The organism is Dokdonia sinensis (assembly GCF_003688895.1).
Lineage (GTDB): Bacteria > Bacteroidota > Bacteroidia > Flavobacteriales > Flavobacteriaceae > Dokdonia > Dokdonia sinensis.
This window is the reverse complement of record NZ_REFV01000013.1, coordinates 82580-106970: the sequence shown is the minus strand read 5'-3', so window position 1 is coordinate 106970 and position 24391 is coordinate 82580. Positions and strand designations below refer to the sequence as shown.

Below are 24391 nucleotides of genomic sequence, written 5' to 3'. Positions count from 1 at the left end.
GTCAATTGCCCAAAACCTGACAATTGTCATATTTCTCCCTGAGACACCTCCATACATTTGTACCATAATCAAAAAAGCAAGTGTTATGACAACGTACTCTCACCTTTCGCAAGAATTCAGCAAAAATAGTTTAGGATATTCCTCATTAGGGATTTTACTCTCTACCTGTTTAGGCTCAATCGCTATAATGACAACATTAATGCACGGGCACTCATTTTTACAAATGTTGCTTGTGTTTCTCACGGTAGTTGTTTGTAGCATTCATAATGGTTCCATCATTACTGTACAAAAACCAAGTTTAATTTTCGGTTTACTCACCATCAGTACGGTGGTTAACGTACTCATTATTTTAGGTAATCTCATTTTTTAAACCTTAATAAAACGACGTCTTTTTTGAGATGCTCTTAAGACGTTTTATGTAAAAGTTATCAATAAGAGTCTCCCTCGGGAGGCTCTTATTTTTTAGAACTTCACTTAAATCCATAAAAATCCGTAACAACTAAATATCTTTACCGTCTTATCCTCAAAACCATTTCTTGCAAGACAATACAAAACTCAAACGCCTCTTTTCCTTCTACTTTAAACTCTGGGGACTCTACATATTGTTTGCCATTGCTTTTGGGATTTTAGCAACCTATTATCCTGAATTCAAGAACGAGGATTACGAGCAAACCTTCCTTAAGAAATTGCTGGATGAGAGTCCGTTACAATTATTTGTATTGGCGGTGATATTTGCACCCATTATAGAAGAGATGATGTTTCGCACCTTGATTCGTCCCTCGCATAACGACCTGATGTTATTCATCACAGCTTGGCCCATTTTTTACGTAAATCGGTTTATTCCCGTGGATGTACATTGGGTGGTAAAAATTGTTTTTATTGCGGTATTTCTGTTTACGGTGTATTACCTGTTAATACAAGGTATTCCTGAGAGAAAAACATTACGACTGCGCAACTTTTTAGAGAGGCAGGCTTGGGCAGTATTAGTCATAACGTCACTCATCTTTGGTCTTGTACACATCAATAATTATGTGGACGAATTTGCAGTAGACCTGGCACTTTTTATGCTCATTGTTCCTCGTATCCTTTCGGGATGGATGATGGGATTACTCAAGCTCAGGAACAAACATCTCATCTGGTCTATCGCCCTACACGCCCTTAATAATGGGGTGGTAGTGTTAATTATGATTTGGGCGAGATAAGCAGTTTTGCTACATTCACACAGATGAAGCTTAAAATAGTTCCTATAAAGAAGACACAGCTTGACCTTTTGGCAACTTTCGGCCGGCGTACTTTTTATGAAGCGTTTCATCAGGATAACAATCCTGCCGATCTGGAAATGTACTTGGAGTACGCTTTCGCGAAAGCGCAACTACAAAGAGAACTATCCAATCCCGACTGCCACTTCTTTTTTGCGTACTACCGTGACCAGCACGTAGGCTACCTTAAAATCAATACAGAAATCGCCCAAAACGAATACAAAACCAACATAAGCGCCGAACTTGAACGTATTTATGTAGACGCAAAACACCAAAGAAAAGGCATAGGAAAACAACTGCTCGATTTTGCCGAAAACTATGCAAGGGAAAGAGATATGCAGTATCTTTGGTTAGGCGTTTGGGAGCGCAATCCTAACGCTATACGGTTGTACCAGCGGTGCGGATATGAGAAAATAGACACTCATATTTATGTCATCGGGACAGACCCACAAACCGATTATATTATGCGTAAAAACTTAACCTATGAGCGCACCGACTAAAAAAATAGAGGCTATAAGCGTTTTTGATATGCTTAAGATAGGCGTGGGACCATCTAGCTCGCACACCCTAGGACCTTGGCGCGCCGCGCGACGCTTTATAAGCAAGCTCAAGGAGAAAAAACGTTTTGACCTCGTACAATCCATCGAAGTAAATTTATACGGTTCATTATCACTTACTGGAAAAGGTCACGCTACAGATGTCGCAGTTATAATGGGACTCACAGGCGCAGACCCACAAACCTGCGACATCGCACAAATACCTTTAGAAGTTGCCAAAATTAAGACCCAAAAGAAGGTACACCTAGACGGCGAGCGCTTCATAGATTTTGATCCAGAAACACAAATCATCTTTAACCGTAAATTTCTCGATTTTCATCCCAACGGGATTCGTTTTAAAGCAACCTTAATTGGTGGCAAAACGACTAGAGAAACCTTTTACAGTATAGGCGGTGGCTTTGTCGTGCAAGAAGAGCGCGAGCGCGCTGCGCGTAAGAAAATAGAATTTGAGTGCTTCCCGCGCCCCATTGAGAAAGCAACAGATTTACTCAAATATTGCAAACAAGAGAACAAGTCCATCTCAGAAATCGTTTACGAGAACGAGCTCTACCTCAATACTAAAGAAGATATCGATGAACGCCTAGAGCAAATCTGGGATGTGATGCTGGATTCTATGTACGTAGGTTGCCACACAGAGGGCACACTCCCTGGAGGGCTCAATGTGCGTCGTCGTGCTTATGATACGCACCTCAAACTACAAAAGGGTAAAGCCTATGCAGATAAGTATGAGTGGGTAGAAGCCATACGAGGAACGGAAGTCCGCTTTCGCGAAATATTAAAATGGGTCTCCTGCTTTGCCCTTGCTGTAAATGAGGTAAATGCATCTTTAGGAAGAGTTGTGACTGCTCCCACAAACGGGAGTGCGGGCGTAATCCCAGCCGTGATGATGTACTATATGGTGATTGAAAATCACGATGCTAATTTTAATGACATTAAAAGATTTCTACTCACCGCTGGCGAGATAGGAAGCCTTTTCAAAAAAGGAGCAACCATAAGTGCCGCAATGGGAGGTTGTCAGGCAGAGATAGGTGTCTCGAGCGCAATGGCAGCTGGAGCACTCACAGAACTTATGGGAGGATCACCAGAACAAGTTCTTATGGCTAGTGAGATTGCTATGGAACATCACCTAGGGCTCACCTGTGACCCTATAGGCGGGCTCGTGCAAATACCTTGCATCGAGCGCAACGCAATGGGAGCCATAAAAGCAATAAACGCTTGTGAAATGGCACTAGACGGAGATGCCGCAAATGCAAAAGTTCCCTTAGACAAGGTCATAGATACGATGTGGCAAACAGCACTCGATATGAATACAAAGTATAAAGAAACCTCAGAAGGTGGACTTGCAATAAATGTCGGAATGTCAGATTGCTAATAATCAGTTGTTTATTAGTCCCTATATTATCATTGTGTAAACTTCACTCTTTTGCCTTTAGGAAAACGCAACCTAAAATTGTTTCATCCATCTAACAGATGAAATAAATAATAGCCACTATGCACAAAAAGTCAATTATACTTCTGGTCCTGATTTTACTTACGCCCATTTTTATGGAGCTTCAAGCACAAACTCCTAAAGAACTCAGAATTGAATTAAGAGAAGCTAGAAGAGCCAGAAAAGACAGCCTGCAGAGCTTACCCGTAAACGATTATATCTCATTAAATTTAGTTTCCCTTTTGCCCACAGATACGCCTAGAATAAATATAGGCTATGTAAAATCTCTTAATGAAAAATTTGCCGTAGGAGCTTCTGTAGGAATCGGAACAAACGCACTTACGTATCCATATAAAGAAGATTATTTTCTCTGGGAAATTAGACCAGAATTCATTTACAATCTCGGAAAACGAGGTCGTTTTCAACATTTTCTGGGGCTTGAAACCTTTTACATATCAAATAGAGAAACCCTACGCAACAGCAGGTTTGAACCTGTAAATGATCAAGGTGGCACTATAGAACTTATACGTTACGACCGAGCAGATTTTGAGAGAACAAAATACGGCGCTGTAATTAATTATGGAGAATATATCAATTTCTCGAGTAGGTTAGCCTTACGCACGACGATAGGCGCAGGAATACGCTTTAAGGATAATTCTTTTACTAATGTAGTAAATCCTAGAATTGACCAATTTGATACAGACGGATTTATCATAAGCGGTTACGACAGAGAGGGCTCTCGCTTAGGATTTGAACTTAATCTTGATTTTCAGCTTATTTATAAGTTTAACTAATTAGCCTCGCATCTTACCACACCCCTCACGGTCGCGAGTATCTACGATATAAAAGATTTTCCAGACTCCATTGCGTTTAAAGAGCTGAAAACTGTTTGTACCACAATGACTTAAGTTACCATTAATATAAAAGGCATATGGCGTCCAGACATTTGCCATTTTTCCATCCATCTTAATTTCGTAGCTTGCGATGCGCTCCTCAAAATGAGTGGTTTCAGGGATGGCACATATAGAGGAAAGAAATGTACCAAAGTCTTGCTTGCTCAACTCAACCTCCCCTAATTTATCTTTTCCTATAGATTGCATCATCACATTCTCGTGTACCACTTTTTTGATTAAAGTCGAGTCCTGCTTGTGAAATCCTTCAAAAAAAGTTTCAATAACTTTCTGGACTTCTTGCTCGTTCTCGGCCGTTTGGACTTGAAATGATGACGTGTGTTCCGCTTTCGCGAAAGCGAACAAAGCAAACACTACAACCATAGGAATAATTAAGTATTTAAGTCTCATCGCCAGAAGTTTAAGTATAGGTATCTAATTTACTATTTTTGTGTCAGAAAAAATAGCCAAATGTCTACAGCCAAAAAAGAATACAAACGCATTACCGTAAAATCCCTCACCGAAATGAAATCACGAGGTGAAAAAATATCAATGCTAACCGCATATGACTACACCATGGCACAAATTGTAGATGGCGCGGGGATAGATGTAATACTTGTAGGAGATAGCGCATCTAATGTGATGGCGGGACACGAAACAACGCTACCTATCACACTGGACCAAATGATATACCACGCGAGTTCTGTTGTACGCGGTATCAGTCGGAGTCTTGTTGTTGTAGATTTACCTTTTGGAAGTTATCAGAGTGACCCGAAGGAGGCACTACGCTCTGCAATTAGGATAATGAAAGAATCTGGTGGACACTCTATAAAACTGGAAGGTGGAAAGGAAGTCAAAGAAAGCATTAAACGTATTCTCAATGCTGGAATTCCTGTGATGGGACATCTAGGACTTACTCCACAAAGTATTTATAAGTTTGGAACCTATACCGTACGCGCCAAAGAAGAAGAAGAAGCCCAAAAATTAAAAGACGACGCACTTATGCTCGAAAGAGCAGGCTGTTTTGCCATCGTTCTAGAAAAAGTCCCTGCAAAGCTAGCGCAAGAAGTAGCAGAAAGTTTGACCATCCCCGTTATAGGAATAGGCGCTGGTGCTGGGGTTGACGGCCAGGTGCTCGTGACCCACGATATGCTAGGAATGACGCACGAGTTTAATCCGCGATTTTTGAGGAGGTATCTGGATATGCATACTGCGATGACACAAGCCTTCCGCCAGTATAGCCACGATGTGAAGTCGCAGGATTTTCCTAATGATGAGGAGCAGTATTGAATTTTTGCTTTCGCGAAAAGACCTAGGACTGGCGTGTTACACACGCTGACGTAAGACTAAACCTGATCCATAATTGAAAAACTATTGCACAAGGAGCAAAAAGAATTTTTAGTCCTACGTCCTATGTCAATCGAGCGAAGCGAGATAAGTCCTACGTCAACAACAAGACCGTTTCTAAATGAACAATATTCTATCCACCCCAAAAAACCTTCAAGTCATTTACGAGGACAACCACATCATTGTGGTAAACAAGCGTAGTGGCGACATTGTACAGGGAGATAAAACGGGTGACACCCCACTGAGTGAAGTGGTAAAAGAATATATTGCCATTAAGTACAACAAACCTGGTGCGGTTTATCTGGGCGTTGTGCATAGACTCGATAGACCTACATCTGGAATTGTGGTTTTTGCAAGAACAAGTAAGGCATTACCGAGGCTCAATAAAGCTTTCGCCGAAAGGCAAACCCAAAAAACTTATTGGGCGCTTGTTAGAAACCCTCCACCTACAGAAAGTGGGACGCTCAGACATTTTCTGAAACGCAATCCTAAACAGAATAAAAGTTACGCACACAAAAATGAAGTGCCAGATAGTAAAGAAGCCATTCTCGACTATCGTATTATTAAAAAGCTAAAGACTTTTTATCTGCTAGAAATTGATTTACACACAGGAAGGCATCACCAGATACGCGCTCAACTTTCGGCCATAGGTTGTGCCATAAAAGGAGATTTAAAATATGGTTATGATAAAAGTAATGAGGATGGAAGTATTAGTTTGCTTTCGCGAAAGCTTACTCTTATTCATCCCGTAAAAAAAGAAGAAATGACTTTTGTTGCAAATGTTCCTGAAGGGGATGCTTTGTGGAAGGCGTTTACAGTTTAATTATTTGCTTACAGACCTCATACTCTCCACAACCACACTTACTAAAATAAGCGCACCGCCCACCACCGTGCGCCAGCCGGGCACTTCATTTAAGAGAATAATCCCGAGAATAATTCCAAAAATAGGTTGTACACTACTCATTAAACTTGCGGTGGTTACAGATAAATATTTTAGGGTCGATAGGAACAACGTATGCCCTAATGCAGTCGTTACCAAGGCCAGAATACCGATATAAGGCAATTGCGATTGTATACCCTCCAAATCAAAAACAAAATAAGCAGGAACGAGCATTACTGCAATTACAAGCACTTGGTACCACATCACGACCGAACCGTTATAATTTTTGATTTTTGACTTTACGAGAAGATTGCGCACCGCATAACATAATGCAGATAGTAAGCCTATCAAAATAGCTAGGAAATAATCATTCTCGGTATCGAATTCTGGTGCCAAAAAGTAAATCCCAACAATGACTAATAATCCTAGAAAGAGATGCATTTTAGAGAAAGAAGTTTTGAAAAATAGAGGCTCTAGCAAACTCGTCATTACAGGAAATGTAAATAAGGACAACATCCCGATCGCGACATTAGAAAGTTGCAAGGAATAAAAATAAGTAACCCAATGTGCGCCCATAAGTACCCCAGAGAGGATGATGATGCCTGTATCCTTTTGCGCAAGCGTAAATGAAATTTTTCTCCATTTTATAAATATGCCGAGTAAAACCACAGCGCCTATTGCTCTTAATCCTATTGTAACCATAGGCGGTAAAGCAATATAACGTCCCAGCACACCGGAAGTGCTAATGAAAAGCATTGCAAGGTTTATTTGGAGGATCTGATTTTTCATTAAAATTGCCCTTCGGCTTTCTTCATTAAATTTCCGCCCTTAGGCTTCGTTCATGGTAAACTTCGGCGGAAATCTCATCCATCCTACTAACAGTATCTTTATTGCAAATCTCTATGTCTCATTCAGACCTACAAGGAAGTCCTCGTGCCTCGGACGATACCTCGCAGGTCGAGTTATCTGATAATTCTTTTTGCTTTTTCCTTGATCACCTCGGCAACAGGTTTGTTTTCTATCTTGCTCTCGAGCCACGACAGCAAATCCAAATATAAAAACGCTCTACGCTCGTACGGGTCGTCTTCATATTTCTCAAGTGTGGTGTGCAGTTTTTTGAACTCGGCTTTGAGTTCACTTGGGTAAATATCTCCTAATTTTCTAACAAATTTGATCATCTCCTTTTGTACTTCGTGCAGATCATTCATTTTAATTAGGAACTTATATGTACTCCTTAACAATGACTCTAAGTGATAATCTTTACCTGCTTCATAATGCGCCACGAGATTTAAAATTCTGGCAAAACAAGCCAAATCTTCGTTGGTTTTAAGCGACTTTGAATTGATTATTTTACCACAGTATTCAATACATTTTAAGTTCTCTCCCGCGCCAAAATATAAACTCGCGATCTTATAGTAAAACACCATTACGTGATGTTCGTCGATACGATATTTTGGTGATTTTAAACCAAGTAATACATCTTTTACTAGCGCATCTCCATCTTCAAAATTGCCTAACATAAAACGATGATTAAAACGATTACTATTAATATAGAGAAACAATAGGGTGTCTATATTATCTCCTTTGGGAAAGTTAGGATTTGCGCGAAGTTCAGATAATTTATTAAGCGCTTCCTTGAATTTAGACTCGTGCCTCAGGTAAAAAAGTGACTCTAATAAATAATGCATTCCCTTAAGGTAAAACACAGGATTCTGCTTTATCATAAGCGGATTATCGTCAAAAAGCCTGATATACCTTTCTGCATATTTATAACAGGAAAGAAAATCCTGAATTAAAAAGCTGTACCATAAATGCGCTTTATAGAGCCATAATTTCTCTCTGAAATTAAGCGTATCATAATCGTATTTGGGTAGATGACCCTCAAAATAATCTGTGATTTGCAGTTTTTCTTTTTCGCTTTTTGCATAACCTGTCTTGAGCATAATGCTGTACAACTGCAATGATAGATTACTCAGTTTACTCGTAATCACATTTTGCTCGCTCAATTCTTTGGCTTGTATGGCGAGCTCATCAGCACGAGTGGAAATACTACGTGTGATGTATTGAGTCTCTATGACTTTTTCTAATTCGACAATTTCATAAGCGACGTTTTTTTCTTCATTTTCCAGCGCCATTGACTTTGCTTTGTCCAGCAGTTTTAAACTCTGTTTGTACAAACCCTTTTGATACAAAACGGTGGCAAAATCCAATTGCTCACGTATCTGCACCCGGATGTTTTGATGCGCAGGTGCCAGTCGCAGGCTCACGAGAATCTGTTTATAAAGGTGCGCTTTAAGGTTAGAAAGTTGTGTTTTGGTCACAATGCCAGAGGTCAGAATAGCAGGTTCATCATACGTCTTAAGCTTATCCATAAACTCAAAAAGTTGCAGGAATTTTGCATCGCTATTTCCGCCCAGCCTGCCCACATAGAGCTTAAACTGGCGCTTTTCACTTTTGGAAAGTGACTTGATTAAAATAAATAATGAATCATTATGATCATTAAGCGTTGTAATGATTTTTCTCATAAATAATTGATATTCAATATTTTAAATACAACAAAATTCACGTTGATATCGTAACCGCTTTCGCGAAAGCGTACCCAATACAAGTAGCAAGTTATAAATTCGTGTATAAACCTATGCTATGCAAAACGACAAAGTTCAAATTTTTGATACGACCCTACGCGACGGAGAGCAAGTCCCTGGTTGCAAACTAGACAAAAAAGAAAAACTCGCCATCGCCGAACGTCTGGATGTTCTAGGTGTAGACGTAATTGAAGCAGGATTTCCTGTTTCCTCTCCTGGAGATTTTACTTCGGTCCAGGAGATTTCTAAACTGGTAAAGAACGCCACCGTTTGTGGTCTGACGCGTGCGGTAGAAAATGATATTAAAGTAGCCTCTGAGGCACTGACGTATGCCGTGAGGCCCCGCATTCATACTGGAATCGGCACTAGCGAGTCACATATGAAGTATAAATTCAACGCGACCCCAGAACAGATTATGGAGCGCGCTGTAAAAGCAACCGCTTACGCAAAAAGCTTTGTAGAAGACGTAGAGTTCTACGCCGAAGACGCTGGGAGAACGGACAACGAGTTTCTAGCCAGAGTACTTGAAAAAGTGATTCAAGCAGGTGCGACAGTACTGAATATTCCAGACACTACTGGATATTGTCTACCAGAAGAATACGGTGCTAAAATGAGATACTTGCGCGAAAACGTAAAAGGAATAGAAAACGTCATTCTTTCTTGTCATTGTCACAACGATTTAGGCCTTGCTACAGCAAATAGTATTTCAGGAGTAATAAACGGGGCTCGTCAAATAGAATGTACCATAAATGGCATAGGAGAACGAGCAGGGAATACCTCGCTTGAAGAAGTAGTAATGATTTTAAAACAACATCCTACCCTCAATCTACATACGGATATAAATACCCAGCTACTTTATGACACTAGTTGTATGGTGAGTGAAAAAATGGGAATGGTCGTACAACCTAATAAGGCAATTGTAGGAGCAAATGCTTTTGCGCATAGCTCTGGAATACATCAGGACGGAATGATAAAAAATCGTGATACCTACGAGATTATGAATCCGCAGGACGTTGGTGTAAATGAAACTTCAATAGTACTTACTGCAAGAAGTGGACGAGCAGCACTTGCTTACCGTTCTAAGAAAGTGGGTTATGAACTTACTAAAGTACAGCTCGATGCTGCTTACGAACAGTTCCTCAACGTTGCCGATAGGCAAAAAGAGGTCAAAGATGACGATATCCATATGATTATGGAGCGTATCCAGATGAGAGCTGGAGCACTGGCTTAATTAGGCCTTACCTTATTTATTATTTAAACACACACCGCACTGCGGAAAATAGAATGGTAGGAAAAACATTATTTGATAAAGTCTGGGATGCTCACGTGGTAGATACTATCGAAAACGGGCCACAGATTTTATATATAGACAAGCATTTAATACACGAGGTTACGAGTCCGCAAGCGTTTAATGAGCTGGAAGAGCGTGGTATTCCCGTTGCCCGTCCAGACCAGATCGTCGCCACGGCAGACCACAATACACCCACCGAAAATCAGCATCTTCCTATCAAGGATGCGCTTTCTCGTAATCAACTGGACCAACTTACAAAAAACTGTGAGAAACACGGCATTACATTATACGCACTTGGACATAAGTACAATGGTATCGTACACGTGATGGCGCCAGAACTAGGTATCACACAACCCGGAATGACAATGGTATGTGGTGATAGTCACACGAGTACGCACGGAGCTTTTGGTGCAATTGCTTTTGGGATTGGGACGAGCCAAGTAGGACAAGTCTTTGCGAGTCAAAGTTTACTCCTCAATAAACCGAAAAGTCTACGTGTGAACGTCAATGGAAAGCTTGCCCCAAATGTTCTTCCTAAAGATGTCATTTTATATATCATTTCAAAATTGGGAACGAATGCTGGTACAGGATATTTCTGTGAGTATGCGGGTAACGTCTTTGAAGAAATGAGTATGGAAGGTCGTATGACCGTCTGCAATATGAGTATCGAAATGGGTGCCCGTGGCGGTATGATAGCGCCAGACCAAACTACCTTTGACTATGTTGAAGGAAGAAAATTTGCTCCGCAGGGTGACGCTTTCGCGAAAGCGGTCTCCTACTGGAAAACACTCCCTACAGATGAAGATGCAGCATTTGATAAAGAATATCACATAGACGCAGCAGACATTGCCCCAATGCTCACATACGGAACAAACCCTGGAATGGGTATAAAAATAAACGGAAATATCCCCGAAAAAGGAGATATGACTTTTGATAAAGCACTCGAGTATATGAACTTTAAACAAGGTTCACAATTACTCGATACCGCAATAAACTATGTGTTTATAGGAAGTTGTACGAATTCAAGAATAGAGGATTTTAGAATCGCCGCAGATTATGTACGCGGAAAAAGTAAAGCTGCAAATGTGAACGCCTGGCTCGTTCCAGGATCACAACAAGTAGCAAAGCAACTCGAAGAAGAGGGGCTTAAAGAGGTGTTTGAAGAGGCTGGGTTTGTCTTAAGACAGCCCGGCTGTTCAGCCTGTCTCGCGATGAATGATGATAAAATTCCCGCTGGAGAGTACTGTGTTTCCACCTCAAACAGAAATTTTGAAGGTCGGCAGGGACAAGGTGCGAGAACGATTCTCGCCTCCCCTCTTGTTGCTGCAGCGACCGCAATTGCTGGAAAAATAGTGGATATCACAAAAGAAGCCGTAGCCTAATGGAAAAGTTTACAAAACTCACCACCACGGCAGTACCGCTGCCTATAGAGAATATAGATACAGACCAGATTATCCCAGCACGCTTTTTAAAGGCGACAGACAAAAAAGGGTTTGGCGATAATGTATTCAGAGACTGGCGTTTTGAGAAAGATGGCTCGTTAAATGCTGATTTCCCAATTAATCAACCTCAATATGCTGGAGCAAAAATTCTAGTCGCTGGAGACAACTTTGGTTGTGGTTCTAGCCGTGAGCACGCTGCCTGGGCGATTGTGGGTTATGGATTTAAGGTTGTGATATCTAGTTTTTTTGCAGATATTTTTAAAGGTAATGCCCTTAATAATGGCTTATTACCTATTCAAGTGTCGCCAGAATTTTTAACCCAATTAATGACTGGTATTCAAGAAAATCCCGAATTACCGATTACAATTGATTTAGAAAATCAAGTTGTCAAAACCGCTTTCGCGAAAGCGGAATTTGAAATAGACCCTTACAAAAAAGTATGTATGATTAATGGGTATGATGATATTGACTTTTTACTAAGTAAGAAAACAGAAATAGAGGCATTTGAAAATAATCGAACCCTATTTGTCTAAATAATAAAATTATATTCCCTCAATTAAAAAGTGAAGATCCTCGCAAAAGCGGGGATTTCCTGAATATTTCAAACACACACCACAATGAACTATAACATAGCAATCATCCCAGGAGACGGAATAGGTCCCGAAGTCACTGCACAAGCAAAAAAAGCACTCGACGCCGTTGCCGATGAATTTGGACACAGTTTCACATATACAAATGCGCTTATGGGTGCTTGTGCTATAGATGAAACAGGAAACCCACTACCAGAAGAGACCGTTGACATCTGTGAGAAATCTGATGCCATTCTTTTTGGTGCGATTGGTCATCCTAAGTACGATAATGACCCAAGTGCAAAAGTGCGCCCTGAGCAAGGGTTATTACGATTACGTAAAAGTCTTGGGCTTTTTTGTAACGTAAGACCAGTAAAGGCTTACGAGCAACTCATCGATAATTCTCCATTAAAAAGAGAAATTATCTCTGGAGCAGATATGTCTATTTATCGCGAACTTACAGGAGGAATCTATTTTGGGGATAAGCACTTGAGTGATGATGGTCAGGTCGCCTCAGACGGTTGCACCTACTCTATGGAAGAGATAAGTCGCATTGCTCACCTCGCGTTTAAAGAAGCTCAAAATAGAAGAAAGAAATTAACTTTAGTAGATAAAGCAAATGTGCTGGAAACTTCCCGATTATGGAGAAAAACGGTATCGGCCATTGCAAATGATTATAAGGAGGTGGAGCTAGATTTTCTATTTGTAGACAATGCTGCAATGCAGATGATTCTGAACCCAAAACAGTTTGACGTGATATTAACCGAAAACCTTTTTGGCGATATAATTTCAGATGAAGCTAGTGTTATCGGCGGATCTATAGGTCTACTTGCCTCAGCTTCTGTGGGTAAGGAGAATGCGCTGTTTGAACCTATTCACGGTTCTTTCCCTCAGGCTACTGGGAAGGGAATTGCAAATCCGCTGGCATCTATTTTAAGTGCTGCAATGCTATTGAGACATCTTAATTTAAATAAAGAAGCAGATCGTGTAGAAGAGGCTGTTGAAAAATCACTAGAGCTCGGTTTTAGTACAGTAGATATTAATCCTAAAAATCCTTTGTCCACCTCAAAAGTTGGTGACTTTATCGCAGATTACATTTTGAACCCAGAGGATACAAATCGTAATTTTAAGAATATTCACGTAGGGCAGAGTACGATTATTTAATAACTGCAAAAATTAGAGATTAGAAAAGCGAAATCGGAAATTCTGATTTCGTTTTTTTTTCGCTTTCGCGAAAGCGTGATCAACCCTGAAAAGCCCTCTCAAACTTCTCCATAATCTTGTCCAACCCAAGATTATGAATGCTCCCTACATGAGAATGCTCCCGAGTATTGCCAGCTTCAAATGTCCCATTTACCACCTGCTCTCCTATTTGCCTGTACGCATCCCTAAAAGGTACACGAGCCGCTACGAGATCGTTTATCGCGTCTACGGTAAATAGATGTTGATATTTTTCTTCTGCCAGATCGACCTTTTGCACTTTTACTTGTGCAATAGCAAACTCAAAAATGTCCAGAACGACTTTTAAGTCCTCTACAGACTTTATCGCATTCTCTTTCAGTAATTGAAAATCCCTATGATATCCACTCGGGAGATTATTAGTAATCATAATCATCTCTTGAGGAATCGCTTGGAGTTGGTTGCATTTCCCTCTTAATAATTCAAAAACATCGGGGTTTTTTTTATGCGGCATAATGCTACTTCCGGTAGTCAGCTCGTCGGGGAATTTTATGAAGCTAAAATTCTGAGAGCAGTACAAACACACATCCATTGCAAAACGACTCAAAGTATTAGCCACATTTGCCACAGCTTGCGTAACTGTACGTTCAGATTTACCTCGTGATAATTGGGCCGCAATCACATTATATTTTAAATCTGTAAAACCTAAAGCTTCAGTCGTCATTTCCCGATCTATAGGAAAACTTGACCCATACCCCGCAGCGCTCCCCAGAGGATTCTGATCTACCACTTGCTGAGCCGCATTGAGCAAATACAAATCGTCAATAAGTAACTCAGCATAGGCCGAAAACCAAAGCCCAAAAGAGGACGGCATCGCCACCTGAAGGTGCGTGTAGCCAGGTATTAGTTGATTTTTATGCGTTTCAGCTAAATCTATTAGCGTTTTAAAAAGTTTTTCTATTCCTGATTTAATCTCAGAGAGCTCAGCTTTAAAGTAAAGATTGAGCGCAACTAAAACTTGGTCATTCCGAGACCTAGCCGTATGTATTTTCTTCCCAGTATCACCAAGCGCAAGCACAAGATCGTGCTCGATTTTAGAATGCACGTCTTCAAATTGAGGTTCTATAACAAACTCCCCTTTCGCCTCGAGCGATAGCATCTTATCCAGTTCACTACAAAGCAAAGAACTTTCCTCGTTTGTAAGCAAGCCAACTTTTGCTAGCATTTGCGCGTGTGCTTTACTCGCGAGCAGATCATACTTTGCAATATGCCCATCAATCTCCCGATCGTTGCCCACCGTAAATGCTTCTATTTTTTGATCAGTCGGTATTCCCTTTTCCCAGATTTTCATAAAACTTCTCTTTTTGTCATTTCCGCGAAGGCGGAAATCTCACCCACCTACGCTAATTTTAATTCCCGTGACGACGGGAATCTTATTATTTTCTAAATTTTTGTTCCCCTCCCTCAGGGAGGGGCTAGGGGTGGGATAAAAACCCCTCCAATATCTCAATATACAACCCAATCCCTTCTTCAATCTCCTTTACATATACAAACTCATCTGCCATATGTGACCGGGTACTGTCGCCTATGCCTAATTTTAAAGAAGGACAGGACAAGCAAGCTTGATCTGATAAGGTTGGTGAGCCATAGGTTTCTCGTCCTAGGGCTATTCCCGCTTGAACTAAAGCGTGATCCTTGGCAATACGCGAACTGTTCAATCGCAACGATCTTGGTTGTATCTCATCACAAGGTGCGTTTTCCTGCATAAAATCGGCGATTTCTTGATTGGTATAGTGCTCATTTACACGCACGTCTATAACCAAATCTACTTGAGAGGGAACAACATTGTGTTGCGTGCCCGCATTGATTTGCGTGACCGTAACTTTAGTCTCGCCTAAAGTTTCAGAGACCTTATCAAATTTTAACTCCTGAAACCATTGTAACGTCTCAATACAATTATAAACCGCCATATTTTCTTTAATATGCGCCGCGTGTCCAGCGATTCCTTTTACAGCAGCATCAAAAACTACCAATCCCTTTTCCGCAATGGCGAGATTCATTAATGTAGGTTCGCCCACAATGGCAACCTCAATTTCGGGTAAATGGGCCAGCATACTATTCAGTCCATTAGGACCACTGCTCTCCTCTTCTGCCGAAGCTACAATAACAATATTATGACTCAAATCTTCGCGCTCGTAAAAGTGAGCAAAAGCCGTAAGCAATCCCACTAAGCTCGCGCCAGCATCATTGCTTCCTAAACCGTACAATTTGCCGTCTATTATTTCAGCATTGTACGGATCGCGTTTGTATCCCTTATTTGGTTTAACCTTGTCGTGGTGGGAGTTTAGGAGCAACAATGGTTTAGAATCATCAAAATGTTTATTGAACGCGTAGATATTATTTTGCTTTCGCGAAACCCGTCCCGAACTGGCTTCGGTGGGCGTAATTCCATTTCTCTCTAACCACTCTGCAATGAGCTGGGCAGTACCGTCCTCTTCACCCGAGAAACTTTGCGTTTCAATAAGTGATTGAAGCAATACAATAGCCGAATCTGTTTGCTCTTTTAAAGACATAAAGTCGTATGTTTTTGGGTATTATCACTTAAAATTTGTATGGTTCCGACGTGCACGCGAAGAACACCTGAAGATAATGCCTCAAAAGCAGTATCTAATTTTGGAATCATCCCGTCTACAATTTGTCCAGCGCTTTTCATTGCGGCGTAGATAGTTGAATCCATTCGCTCCACCAGCGAATCTCCATTTTCTACATCTTCTAAAACACCCGCTTTTGTAAAGCAATAGTACAACTGCACATTATATTTTGAACTCATTGCTGTGGCAACTCTGGCAGCCAATGTATCTGCATTCGTATTTAATAATTGCCCCTTCCCGTCGTGCGTAATGGCAGAAAATACCGGCGTGTAGCCACCACTTAGCAACTCATCTATGAAACTAAAATTTACGCGATCTATATCGCCAGCAAAACCATAATCTACATCGGCAACAGAGCGTTTATGAGCGCGTATAGCATCCCCATCTGCTCCAGAAAGTCCAATGGCATTTTTACCTGTGGCTTGCAAACCAGCAACTAATTTTTTATTGAGTAAACCTGCATACACCATTGTTACTACTTCTAGCGTAGCGGCATCGGTAATGCGTCTTCCATCTACTTTTTTAGGTTCAATCCCTAATTCTTTTTGCAATGCCGAAGCTTTATTTCCTCCGCCGTGCACAAGGACTGTAGGCCCAGAAATCTTTTTAAAATGATTGTAAAACTCTTGTAATAACTGGTCATTATCTACAATGTCACCGCCTATTTTCACTACAGTAAGTTGTTGCTTATTCACCATCTTTCAAAATGTTTTTTAATACCCATTGCGCGGCCCAAGTCCTATTTCCCGCTTGCTGAATCACAGCACTCGCCGCACTATCTAACACATCATCTGCAATCACCACATTTCTTCTTACAGGAAGGCAATGCATAACTTTGGCATTGTTCGTTTGTTTCAACTTTTCGGCGGTAATCATCCAGCTTCTATCTTGAGATTTTACTTGACCGTAATTCTCATAACTACTCCAGTTTTTTACGTAGACGATGTCCGCCCCTTCGGCTCCGCTCAGGGCAGGTTTCGCGAAAGCGTCATTCTGATTATAGCTGACCTTAGTCTCTTTGCGAACCTCTGAACTCAAATCATAGCCCTCGGGGTTTGTAATCGTAAAATTTACATCCAATCGTTGCATCGTTTGCACAAACGAATTTGCCACCGCGTGTGGTAGCGCTCTGGGGTGTGGCGCCCAAGTCAATACCACGTTAGGTTTTCTATTTTCTATTCGGCATTTTTCTGTAAGTTCATAAATAGTAATCGCATCTGTAAAGCCTTGTAAAGGGTGCGCCGTGCTACTTTCGAGGTTGACAATAGGAACACTTGCGTAGGTTTCAAAAGCCGTCAGTACGATTTCCAATTCGTCTTCGCTTTTGTTTTTTAAGCCAGGGAAAGCACGCACTGCGAGAATGTCGCAATATTGCGACAGTACTTGCGCGGCTTCCTTGATATGCTCAGCTTTGTTTGCGTCCATCACGACGCCGTCTCCAAATTCCAGTTGCCAAGAATCGCTGTTTACATTGAGCGTCATTACGTTCATTCCTAGATTCCGCGCTGCTTTTTCGGTGCTCAATCTGGTGCGTAAACTGGAATTGAAGAAGAGTAGACCTAAAGTTTTGCGTTTACCCGCTTCCGCGAAAGCGTACGGAAACTCCTTCATATACAGCGCCTCCTTAATCGCCATATTAAGGTCTGGGATGTCATGTATGGATAGGTAATTTTTCATAATTCCTTCTTTAAAGCCTGAAATAGCACATCAAAATGTTCTTCTTTAATATTGAGCGGCGGCAAAATTCTCAATACATTCTTATTTTTTGCGCCACCCGTAAAAATATAGTGCTCATAAATTAATTTCTTACGGAGTTCACTCACATCAAATCCTAAGTCAAGGCCGAGCATCAGTCCGCGACCTTTTACTTTTAGATTGAGTTTTTTTGCGCTTTCCGCAACCAGTTCGGAACACAGTTCGCGAAAGCGTGATTCCATTTCCCTAGCGTGCGCCATTAAGTGCTCTTTCTCTAAAACTTCAAGCACCGCCAGCGTCGCAGCACAGGCGAGGTGATTGCCGCCAAAGGTCGTGCCCAGCATTCCGTGCTTCGCTTTAATTGATGGGTGTACAAGAATGCCACCCACAGGAAAGCCGTTGCCCATTCCCTTTGCCATCGTAATAATATCAGGTTCAATCCCGTATTTCTGGAACGCAAAGAAATCACCTGAACGGCCAAAACCGCTTTGCACCTCATCTGCAATAAGTTTTACCACATACCTTTTACACAAGCACTCCACATTTTTGTAGAATACTGCCGTGCTCTCATCCAGACCACCAACGCCTTGTATAAACTCCAAAATTACCGCGCAGCAGTCGCCATTTTTAAGGGTTTCTTCTAAAGCGGAGACATCCCCAAGTTCCAAAATCGCCACTTCGTGTTGAGCATTCAGAGGGGAAACAATACTTAAATTATCTGTAGCTGCCACCGTCGCCGAAGTACGCCCGTGAAAACCGTTTTTAAAAGCAACTACCTTATGTTTTTGTGTGGCAAAAGAAGCTAGTTTTAATGCATTCTCGTTAGCCTCTGCTCCTGAGCTTACAAAAAACAACTCATAACCCTCGCACCCTGAAAGCCTACCTAACTTATCTGCAACCTGCTGCTGTAGCGGATTTTGAACAGCATTGGAATAAAAGCCAATATTTGATAATTGCTCCGTAAGCCGTTTTACATAATGCGGGTGCCCATGACCTATAGACATCACCGCGTGACCTCCGTATAGGTCAAGATATTCAGTTCCTTTTTCATCATAAACGTAACAACCTTTTGCCTTCACAGGGGTCACATCGTACAATGTATATACGTCGAATAGTTTCATAACTCCTTTGATTTACCGATTCCATTTATCTTATTATAACTCGCCACAATTCCTTTAATAAGCGACGAACTCAGACCTGAATGTTCCATCTCGTTAAGTCCTTCGATGGTGCACCCTTTTGGGGTGGTGACTTTATCAATTTCGGCTTCAGGGTGATTGCCTGATTTTATGACGAGAGTGGCAGCGCCAAGACAGGTTTGCATCGCAAGTTCCTGAGCTTCGTGCGCATCAAAACCTAGTTGAATTGCTCCTTGAGTGGTAGCTCTAATTAAGCGCATCCAGAATGCAATTCCACTCGCACAAATCACCGTGGCCGCCTGCATCTGACTTTCAGGAATGATCATAGAAGTACCGAGTTTATTAAAAATAGCTTCGGCAATCGCGATGCGTTTTTTGCCCGCTTCGTTACTACACAAACAGGTCATACTTTGACCTACCGCAATGGCCGTATTGGGCATCGCACGAATAATGAATTGCTCATCACCCACAATCGCCGAAATTTGAGGTACTTTAAAACCTGTTATTGTCGAGATCAAAATGTGCTTCTCCGTAAGTAAATCTTTTATCTCTTCTAAAATATTTGAGAAATGACTGGGCTGCACCGCAAAAATGATAATATCACTTTTTGAGACCGCTTCACGATTATCGTTCGTAACCGTAACTTCCCTGTGTTCATTCCATTTTTCGATACTTAACGTATCACGTTTCGTCAAATACAAACTCGTCACCGAGTTGCCCATCACTAAACCTTTGGCAATGGCCAGTCCTAAATTTCCCGTTCCTATGATTGCTATTTTCATATATGGTGTTTTTCGTCATTCCCGCCCTTCGGCTATCGCTCAGGATAAACTCCGGTAGGAATCTTGTCATCTTTGCGAATTTTTAAAAATAATTTGCCTTTAATTTTAATCCTTCCGTCTGCTCCCAACCGAACATGAGGTTCATATTCTCTACTGCTTGTCCGCTGGCGCCTTTGAGTAGGTTGTCTAGTATACTGGTGATTAATAATTTGTTTCCGTGCTTTTCCAGATGAATGAAGCAGTAGTTTGTGTTTACGACTTGTTTTAAGTGTAATGGTTTTTGGTTCACTTTCGTGAAAGGTGAGCCTTGATAAAACTCATTGTATAATTCATACGCCTCTTCCAGAGTCTCATCAAAATCGGTATAAGCCGTAGCAAAAATCCCACGCGAAAAATCGCCTCGATTTGGTATGAATAAAATCTCCTTATCAAAGTCATTTTGCAATTGCTTTACAGATTCCCCGATCTCACCCAAATGCTGATGGTTGAATGCTTTATAATGCGAAAAATTATTATCACGCCAAGGAAAATGAGACGTTGCCGAAGGGCTTGTCCCTGCGCCTGTAGCTCCAGTTACCGCGTTTACGTGTACGTCTGTGGTAAGCTTTCCTGATTGGGCAAGAGGTAACAAAGCCAACTGAATCGCTGTCGCAAAGCATCCTGGATTTACGATATTTTGAGCTTTCTTAATGGCTTCTTTATTCAATTCTGGTAGTCCATACACGAAGTCTTTTCCCAGAAAATGTGCGTCTTCCTTTAATCTAAACTCATTACTTAAATCGATGATCTTCGTGCCATCTGAAAACGAATGCTTTTTCAAAAACGCACCTGAATTTCCGTGGCCCAGACATAAAAAAACGACATCTACATCCGTTTGGACATAATCGGTAAATTTTAAATCCAGCCACGCCAAATCTTGATGCACATCACCTACTCGATTGCCCGCGTTACTTGTACTGTAAACAAAAGCGATTTCTACCTTGGGATGGTTGATTAACAATCTAATCAACTCTCCTGCCGTATAGCCCGCGCCTCCTATGATTCCTACTTTTACCATAATCTTGTCATTCCCGTGAAGACGGGAATCTTATTATTTTACTACTCATTATTATTTCTTCCGTCTCATTCAGACCTACAAGGAGGTCTTCGTACCTCAGACGACACCTCGCAGGTCGGTTCGTTACTACTCTGAACTCAAAACTCTGAACTCTGAACCGCCTGAATAATCTTCCCCTGATTACTCATTATCTTTATAAATCCTTTGGCCTCACTTGCCGTCCAGCCTTGGTTTTCTTCTCCGTAGCTGGCGACTTTAGATTGCATTAGGTCGTAGTCTGATTGAATACCGATGATCTCAAAGCGGTATGGGTGCAAAGCAATTTCTACTGTGCCAGTGACGCTGGACTGACTGCTCTGTAAAAAGGCTTCAAAATCACGCATTACAGGTTCTAAGTATAACCCTTCGTGCAGGTGCGTTCCGTACCAAAGCGCGATGTTTTCTTTATGTTGCAATTGCCATTTAGAAAGTGTGTGCTTTTCTAAAGTCCGGTGCGCCTCTAGAATGATAAGGGGTGCCGATGCTTCAAAACCTACGCGTCCTTTTATCCCAATAATCGTATCACCCACGTGCATCCCACGGCCGATGGCGTAATCTTTGGCGATGCCTTGTAGCTTTTCTATAATGGCGACGGGAGTATCGTCTACTCCATTTAATGATGTAGGCTCTCCTTTTGTGAAGCCTATTTTGATAGTCTCTGTCCCCTCATTCTTAAGCTGACTAGGATATGCCTCTTCGGGTAAGGTTTGATGTGAGGTCAATGTTTCTGAACCTCCCACGCTCGTCCCCCACAATCCTTGATTGATGGAATATTGCGCTTTCTCCCAAGACCACTCTATGCCGTGGCTTTGTAGGTAATCGATTTCTTGCTTTCGCGAAAGCGTATTATCCCTAATAGGAGTTATGATTTCCAACTCTGGAACAAGCGTCTGAAACGTCATATCAAAACGCACTTGATCGTTTCCAGCGCCCGTACTTCCGTGAGCAATCGCGTCTGCATTTTGGGCTTTGGCAAACTTGGCGATCTCAATAGCTTGTACGATACGCTCTGCACTGACAGAAAGTGGGTAGCTATTATTCTTCAACACATTGCCAAAAATCAGGTACTTTACTACCGTGTCGTAAAACGTCTGAACCGCATCAATATTCGTATACGAAGTCGCTCCAAGCGCGAGCGCTTTTTCTTTATTTTTGGCGATTTCATCTTCTGAGAATCCGCCTGTATTTACGCTTACGGCGTGAACTTCGTAGCCTAAATCTGCGGTGAAATATTTTACGCAATAGCTGGTGTCTAGACCGCCTGAGTATGCTAGGATTAGTTTTTTCATATTAAATTTTAATTGTCATTCCCGCGAAGGCGGGAATCTCATCATTTTGTCATTCCCGCCCTTCAGCTATCGCTCAGGATAAACTTCGGCGGAGATCTTATTTTTTATCTTCCGCAAAAGCGGAGGTGTCTTTATTATGCTAGTATTAATTTCGGCTTGAGCTTTTTAAAACAATTGGGCTTTCAAACACCCCACCCCTTTCTTGGCTGTCGCCAATTCATTCCCCTCCCACAAAGTGGGCGGGGAGCCATTTGTTCACAAATCTTTACTTCGGCTTTTTTAAAAACAAGCGTTCTTTTATTCTTTTTAATCGGTTAAAAACGGGGGCTTTTACTTTATTTTTTTCTTCATCTGCTTTTGCTTTGGCCGGGTCGTATAACATTCCTGTACAGAGACACATTTTCTGCTCTGTTCTGGTGAGAACGTCAAAGTTTTTACAGGTTTGACAACCTTTCCAAAAGGTTGGGTCGTCTGTGAGTTCTGAAAAAGTAACAGGTTTGTAGCCTAGCTCGCTGTTGATTTTCATCACGGCAAGACCGGTGGTGATTCCGAAAATTTTTGCGTCGGGGAAACGCTTTCGCGAAAGCGTAAATATCTCTCCTTTTATACGTTTTGCAAGTCCTTGTCCTCTAAAATCAGGATGGACGATAAGACCAGAATTGGCTATAAATTTGCCGTGTCCCCAGGCTTCTATATAGCAAAATCCCGCAAACGTATCGCCCTCCAGGGCAATAACGGCGTTGCCTGCCTCCATTTTAGACAGGATATATTCTGGAGTTCTACGGGCAATTCCCGTACCGCGCACCTTAGACGACTCTGCAATAGTATCGCAGATAATCTGTGCGTAAGGCGTATGTGCAATCGTGGCTACAACAATCTGCATAGCGATGATTTTAAATTGGATAAAAATTTGAAAAGTTGCTGTTTCCTAGTGGAATATGGGATAGGACTCACCTGCCATCCCTAAATAAAAACACCCTTACGGGCGACGGCGGAAACGGCGCACAGGAACGGGAATTAATTGCACAGCGGGTCTTTCAGCTAGAAGTGCTGAGAAAACTGATGTGATATGTGCAAAGAATTTGTTCATTTTGTTTGATAAAGATAGAAACTTATATGAATGTGATGTACGCTTTCGCGAAAATTTTAGCGCTCCTCCGAACTTTTACCAAATTATCATTTTTACACTACGCTCATTATCATATCCATAGAATACCCTGCAATCGAATGGAATATAAATATTTAAGAATACTTTTAGAAGGTAAACCGTAAGAACGCCGACCTTTATGAGACTGAAATAAGCATACTAACCAAAATTATTAAAATGAAAAAATTATTTCTCGTTATAGGTTTTGCTTTGCTGGCTTGTATTTCTTGCCAAGAAAAAAAGTCTGAAAAACCTACTGATAAAGCAGAGACCACAAATGAAAATCTAGCCTTAAAACCCGACTCGTGGATAAAAGACCGCGTTTCTAAAGCCGAAAAACAACTGAACAGTAGCGAAGCGGGAAAAATCGTTTGGCAAGCGATGGAAGCGCACGGTGGTCTGGACACTTGGTATAAGAACGGACCGTTGTCTTTTCATTTTGATTACGTGCCGTTAGATGGAAGCACGCGTCGTAATACCTATCAAACCGTAGATACGTGGAGCAACAAAGCTCGTCACCAAAATGTAGATGATCGCTCTCAGGAATTTGGCTGGACGGGTGAGAAAGCCTGGAAAAAAGTAAAAGACAGCACAGCATTTCCATTTGATATGCGTTTCTGGGCGCTTACACCCTACTACTTTTTAGGTCAGCCGTTTATTTTAGACGGTGAAGGCGTACGATTAGAAAAGTTGGCCGATAAAACGCATAAGGACGTGACGTACGATGCCATAAAAGTAACCTTTGCCGAAGGTACTGGAGATGCGCCAGACGATTATTATGTACTGTATTTTGGCGAGGAAAATCACAAACTAGCGGTAATACGCTATATTGTTTCGTATCCGCAATATTTCCCAGACGGCGGTCATCTTCCTGAAAAATTAATGGAATTGCAAGGCACTACAATTGTAAACGGCATTGAGCTCGCCACAGGCTATCACACCCACTGGCTTACCGAAGATGAAAAGGCTGGAGAGCATATCACGACCATCGAAGTTTCTGATATTACGTTTGCCCCTGAAACAAAGAGCGCTTATTTTGAGATGCCTGACGGTGCAGAAGTTATTGAAATGAAGAAATAAAGAGTTGTTTCAGCTTTCGCGCCTGCCTGTCCGGTAGGCAGGAAAGCGTACGCAGAAATACAAATAATGGAAGTCAAGGTATTT

The 24391-nt window shown here is 41.5% G+C and carries 24 protein-coding genes; 12 read left to right on the top strand and 12 right to left on the bottom strand.

All coding sequences use genetic code 11. The annotated features are described in order from the left end of the window. Window positions 1-85: 85 nt before the first annotated feature. The 5 genes from EAX61_RS12945 (at window position 86) to EAX61_RS12925 (ending at window position 4039) form a co-directional block, all read left to right on the top strand. Entirely contained in the window at window positions 86-370 is a 285-nt protein-coding gene (locus tag EAX61_RS12945) for a hypothetical protein (RefSeq protein WP_121918124.1), read from the top strand. Between the two features lie 166 nt (window positions 371-536). After that, window positions 537-1202: a CPBP family intramembrane glutamic endopeptidase gene (locus tag EAX61_RS12940; RefSeq protein ID WP_161555232.1), complete on the top strand. Its 666-nt coding sequence runs from the start codon at window positions 537-539 to the stop codon at window positions 1200-1202. Window positions 1203-1225: 23 nt separating this feature from the next. Beyond that, window positions 1226-1759 carry a GNAT family N-acetyltransferase gene (locus EAX61_RS12935; protein ID WP_121918122.1) on the top strand — a complete coding sequence of 178 codons (534 nt, stop codon included), beginning with the start codon at window positions 1226-1228 and terminating at the stop codon, window positions 1757-1759. After that, complete coding sequence (locus EAX61_RS12930; protein ID WP_121918121.1) at window positions 1743-3188, top strand: L-serine ammonia-lyase; 1446 nt, start codon at window positions 1743-1745, stop codon at window positions 3186-3188. The genes EAX61_RS12935 and EAX61_RS12930 overlap by 17 nt, the downstream gene beginning before the upstream one ends. Before the next feature lie 119 nt (window positions 3189-3307). After that, entirely contained in the window at window positions 3308-4039 is a 732-nt protein-coding gene (locus EAX61_RS12925; RefSeq protein WP_121918120.1) for a DUF3575 domain-containing protein, read from the top strand. Here EAX61_RS12925 and EAX61_RS12920 read toward each other — a convergent pair whose 3' ends face one another. Further along, window positions 4040-4546: a nuclear transport factor 2 family protein gene (locus tag EAX61_RS12920; RefSeq protein ID WP_121918119.1), complete on the bottom strand. Its 507-nt coding sequence runs from the start codon at window positions 4544-4546 to the stop codon at window positions 4040-4042. A gap of 60 nt (window positions 4547-4606) precedes the next feature. Between EAX61_RS12920 and panB the strand changes: the two genes are divergently transcribed. Together panB and EAX61_RS12910 are read left to right on the top strand one after the other, a co-directional pair. Next, complete coding sequence (gene panB / locus EAX61_RS12915) at window positions 4607-5425, top strand: 3-methyl-2-oxobutanoate hydroxymethyltransferase (RefSeq protein ID WP_121918118.1); 819 nt, start codon at window positions 4607-4609, stop codon at window positions 5423-5425. Between the two features lie 178 nt (window positions 5426-5603). Next, window positions 5604-6305, top strand: a complete 702-nt coding sequence (locus EAX61_RS12910) for an RluA family pseudouridine synthase (RefSeq protein ID WP_121918117.1) — start codon at window positions 5604-5606, stop codon at window positions 6303-6305. Here the strand turns inward: EAX61_RS12910 and EAX61_RS12905 are convergent, their stop codons facing one another. Beyond that, window positions 6306-7151 (bottom strand): DMT family transporter, encoded by an 846-nt coding sequence (locus tag EAX61_RS12905; RefSeq protein ID WP_121918116.1) that lies wholly within the window; start codon window positions 7149-7151, stop codon window positions 6306-6308. A gap of 173 nt (window positions 7152-7324) precedes the next feature. Continuing rightward, a complete protein-coding gene (locus tag EAX61_RS12900) occupies window positions 7325-8887 on the bottom strand; it encodes a hypothetical protein (protein WP_121918115.1) in 1563 nt (520 codons plus the stop codon). A gap of 118 nt (window positions 8888-9005) precedes the next feature. Here EAX61_RS12900 and EAX61_RS12895 point away from each other — a divergent pair, with 118 nt between their 5' ends. From EAX61_RS12895 to leuB, 4 genes are all read left to right on the top strand, one after another. After that, complete coding sequence (locus EAX61_RS12895) at window positions 9006-10178, top strand: 2-isopropylmalate synthase (RefSeq protein WP_121918114.1); 1173 nt, start codon at window positions 9006-9008, stop codon at window positions 10176-10178. A 53-nt stretch (window positions 10179-10231) separates the two neighbouring features. Continuing rightward, the gene (gene leuC / locus EAX61_RS12890; RefSeq protein WP_121918113.1) at window positions 10232-11620 is read left to right on the top strand and encodes a 3-isopropylmalate dehydratase large subunit; all 1389 of its coding nucleotides are present in this window, start codon (window positions 10232-10234) and stop codon (window positions 11618-11620) included. Beyond that, window positions 11620-12213 (top strand): 3-isopropylmalate dehydratase small subunit, encoded by a 594-nt coding sequence (leuD, locus tag EAX61_RS12885; RefSeq protein WP_121918112.1) that lies wholly within the window; start codon window positions 11620-11622, stop codon window positions 12211-12213. Before leuC ends, leuD begins: the two co-directional genes overlap by 1 nt. A gap of 84 nt (window positions 12214-12297) precedes the next feature. Continuing rightward, the gene (gene leuB / locus EAX61_RS12880; protein ID WP_121918111.1) at window positions 12298-13413 is read left to right on the top strand and encodes a 3-isopropylmalate dehydrogenase; all 1116 of its coding nucleotides are present in this window, start codon (window positions 12298-12300) and stop codon (window positions 13411-13413) included. A gap of 79 nt (window positions 13414-13492) precedes the next feature. Here leuB and argH read toward each other — a convergent pair whose 3' ends face one another. The 9 genes from argH to EAX61_RS12835 form a co-directional block, all read right to left on the bottom strand. After that, a complete protein-coding gene (gene argH / locus EAX61_RS12875) occupies window positions 13493-14779 on the bottom strand; it encodes an argininosuccinate lyase (RefSeq protein WP_121918110.1) in 1287 nt (428 codons plus the stop codon). Between the two features lie 124 nt (window positions 14780-14903). After that, window positions 14904-16001 (bottom strand): M20/M25/M40 family metallo-hydrolase, encoded by a 1098-nt coding sequence (locus EAX61_RS12870; RefSeq protein WP_121918109.1) that lies wholly within the window; start codon window positions 15999-16001, stop codon window positions 14904-14906. Then, entirely contained in the window at window positions 15992-16777 is a 786-nt protein-coding gene (argB, locus tag EAX61_RS12865; RefSeq protein WP_121918108.1) for an acetylglutamate kinase, read from the bottom strand. Before argB ends, EAX61_RS12870 begins: the two co-directional genes overlap by 10 nt. After that, window positions 16767-17756, bottom strand: coding sequence for an N-acetylornithine carbamoyltransferase (locus tag EAX61_RS12860; protein WP_121918107.1), 990 nt, complete (start codon window positions 17754-17756; stop codon window positions 16767-16769). The genes argB and EAX61_RS12860 overlap by 11 nt, the downstream gene beginning before the upstream one ends. Beyond that, window positions 17753-18895, bottom strand: coding sequence for an aspartate aminotransferase family protein (locus EAX61_RS12855; RefSeq protein ID WP_121918106.1), 1143 nt, complete (start codon window positions 18893-18895; stop codon window positions 17753-17755). The genes EAX61_RS12860 and EAX61_RS12855 overlap by 4 nt, the downstream gene beginning before the upstream one ends. Next, a complete protein-coding gene (proC, locus tag EAX61_RS12850; protein WP_121918105.1) occupies window positions 18892-19695 on the bottom strand; it encodes a pyrroline-5-carboxylate reductase in 804 nt (267 codons plus the stop codon). The genes EAX61_RS12855 and proC overlap by 4 nt, the downstream gene beginning before the upstream one ends. Before the next feature lie 82 nt (window positions 19696-19777). Further along, window positions 19778-20752: an N-acetyl-gamma-glutamyl-phosphate reductase gene (gene argC, locus EAX61_RS12845; protein ID WP_121918104.1), complete on the bottom strand. Its 975-nt coding sequence runs from the start codon at window positions 20750-20752 to the stop codon at window positions 19778-19780. A 137-nt stretch (window positions 20753-20889) separates the two neighbouring features. Continuing rightward, window positions 20890-22080, bottom strand: coding sequence for an argininosuccinate synthase (gene argG, locus EAX61_RS12840; RefSeq protein ID WP_121918103.1), 1191 nt, complete (start codon window positions 22078-22080; stop codon window positions 20890-20892). A gap of 265 nt (window positions 22081-22345) precedes the next feature. Then, the gene (locus EAX61_RS12835) at window positions 22346-22963 is read right to left on the bottom strand and encodes a GNAT family N-acetyltransferase (RefSeq protein WP_121918102.1); all 618 of its coding nucleotides are present in this window, start codon (window positions 22961-22963) and stop codon (window positions 22346-22348) included. A 441-nt stretch (window positions 22964-23404) separates the two neighbouring features. On the opposite strand from EAX61_RS12835, the gene EAX61_RS12830 reads away from it, so the two are divergent. Next, the gene (locus tag EAX61_RS12830; protein ID WP_121918101.1) at window positions 23405-24307 is read left to right on the top strand and encodes a hypothetical protein; all 903 of its coding nucleotides are present in this window, start codon (window positions 23405-23407) and stop codon (window positions 24305-24307) included. Window positions 24308-24391: the final 84 nt, after the last annotated feature.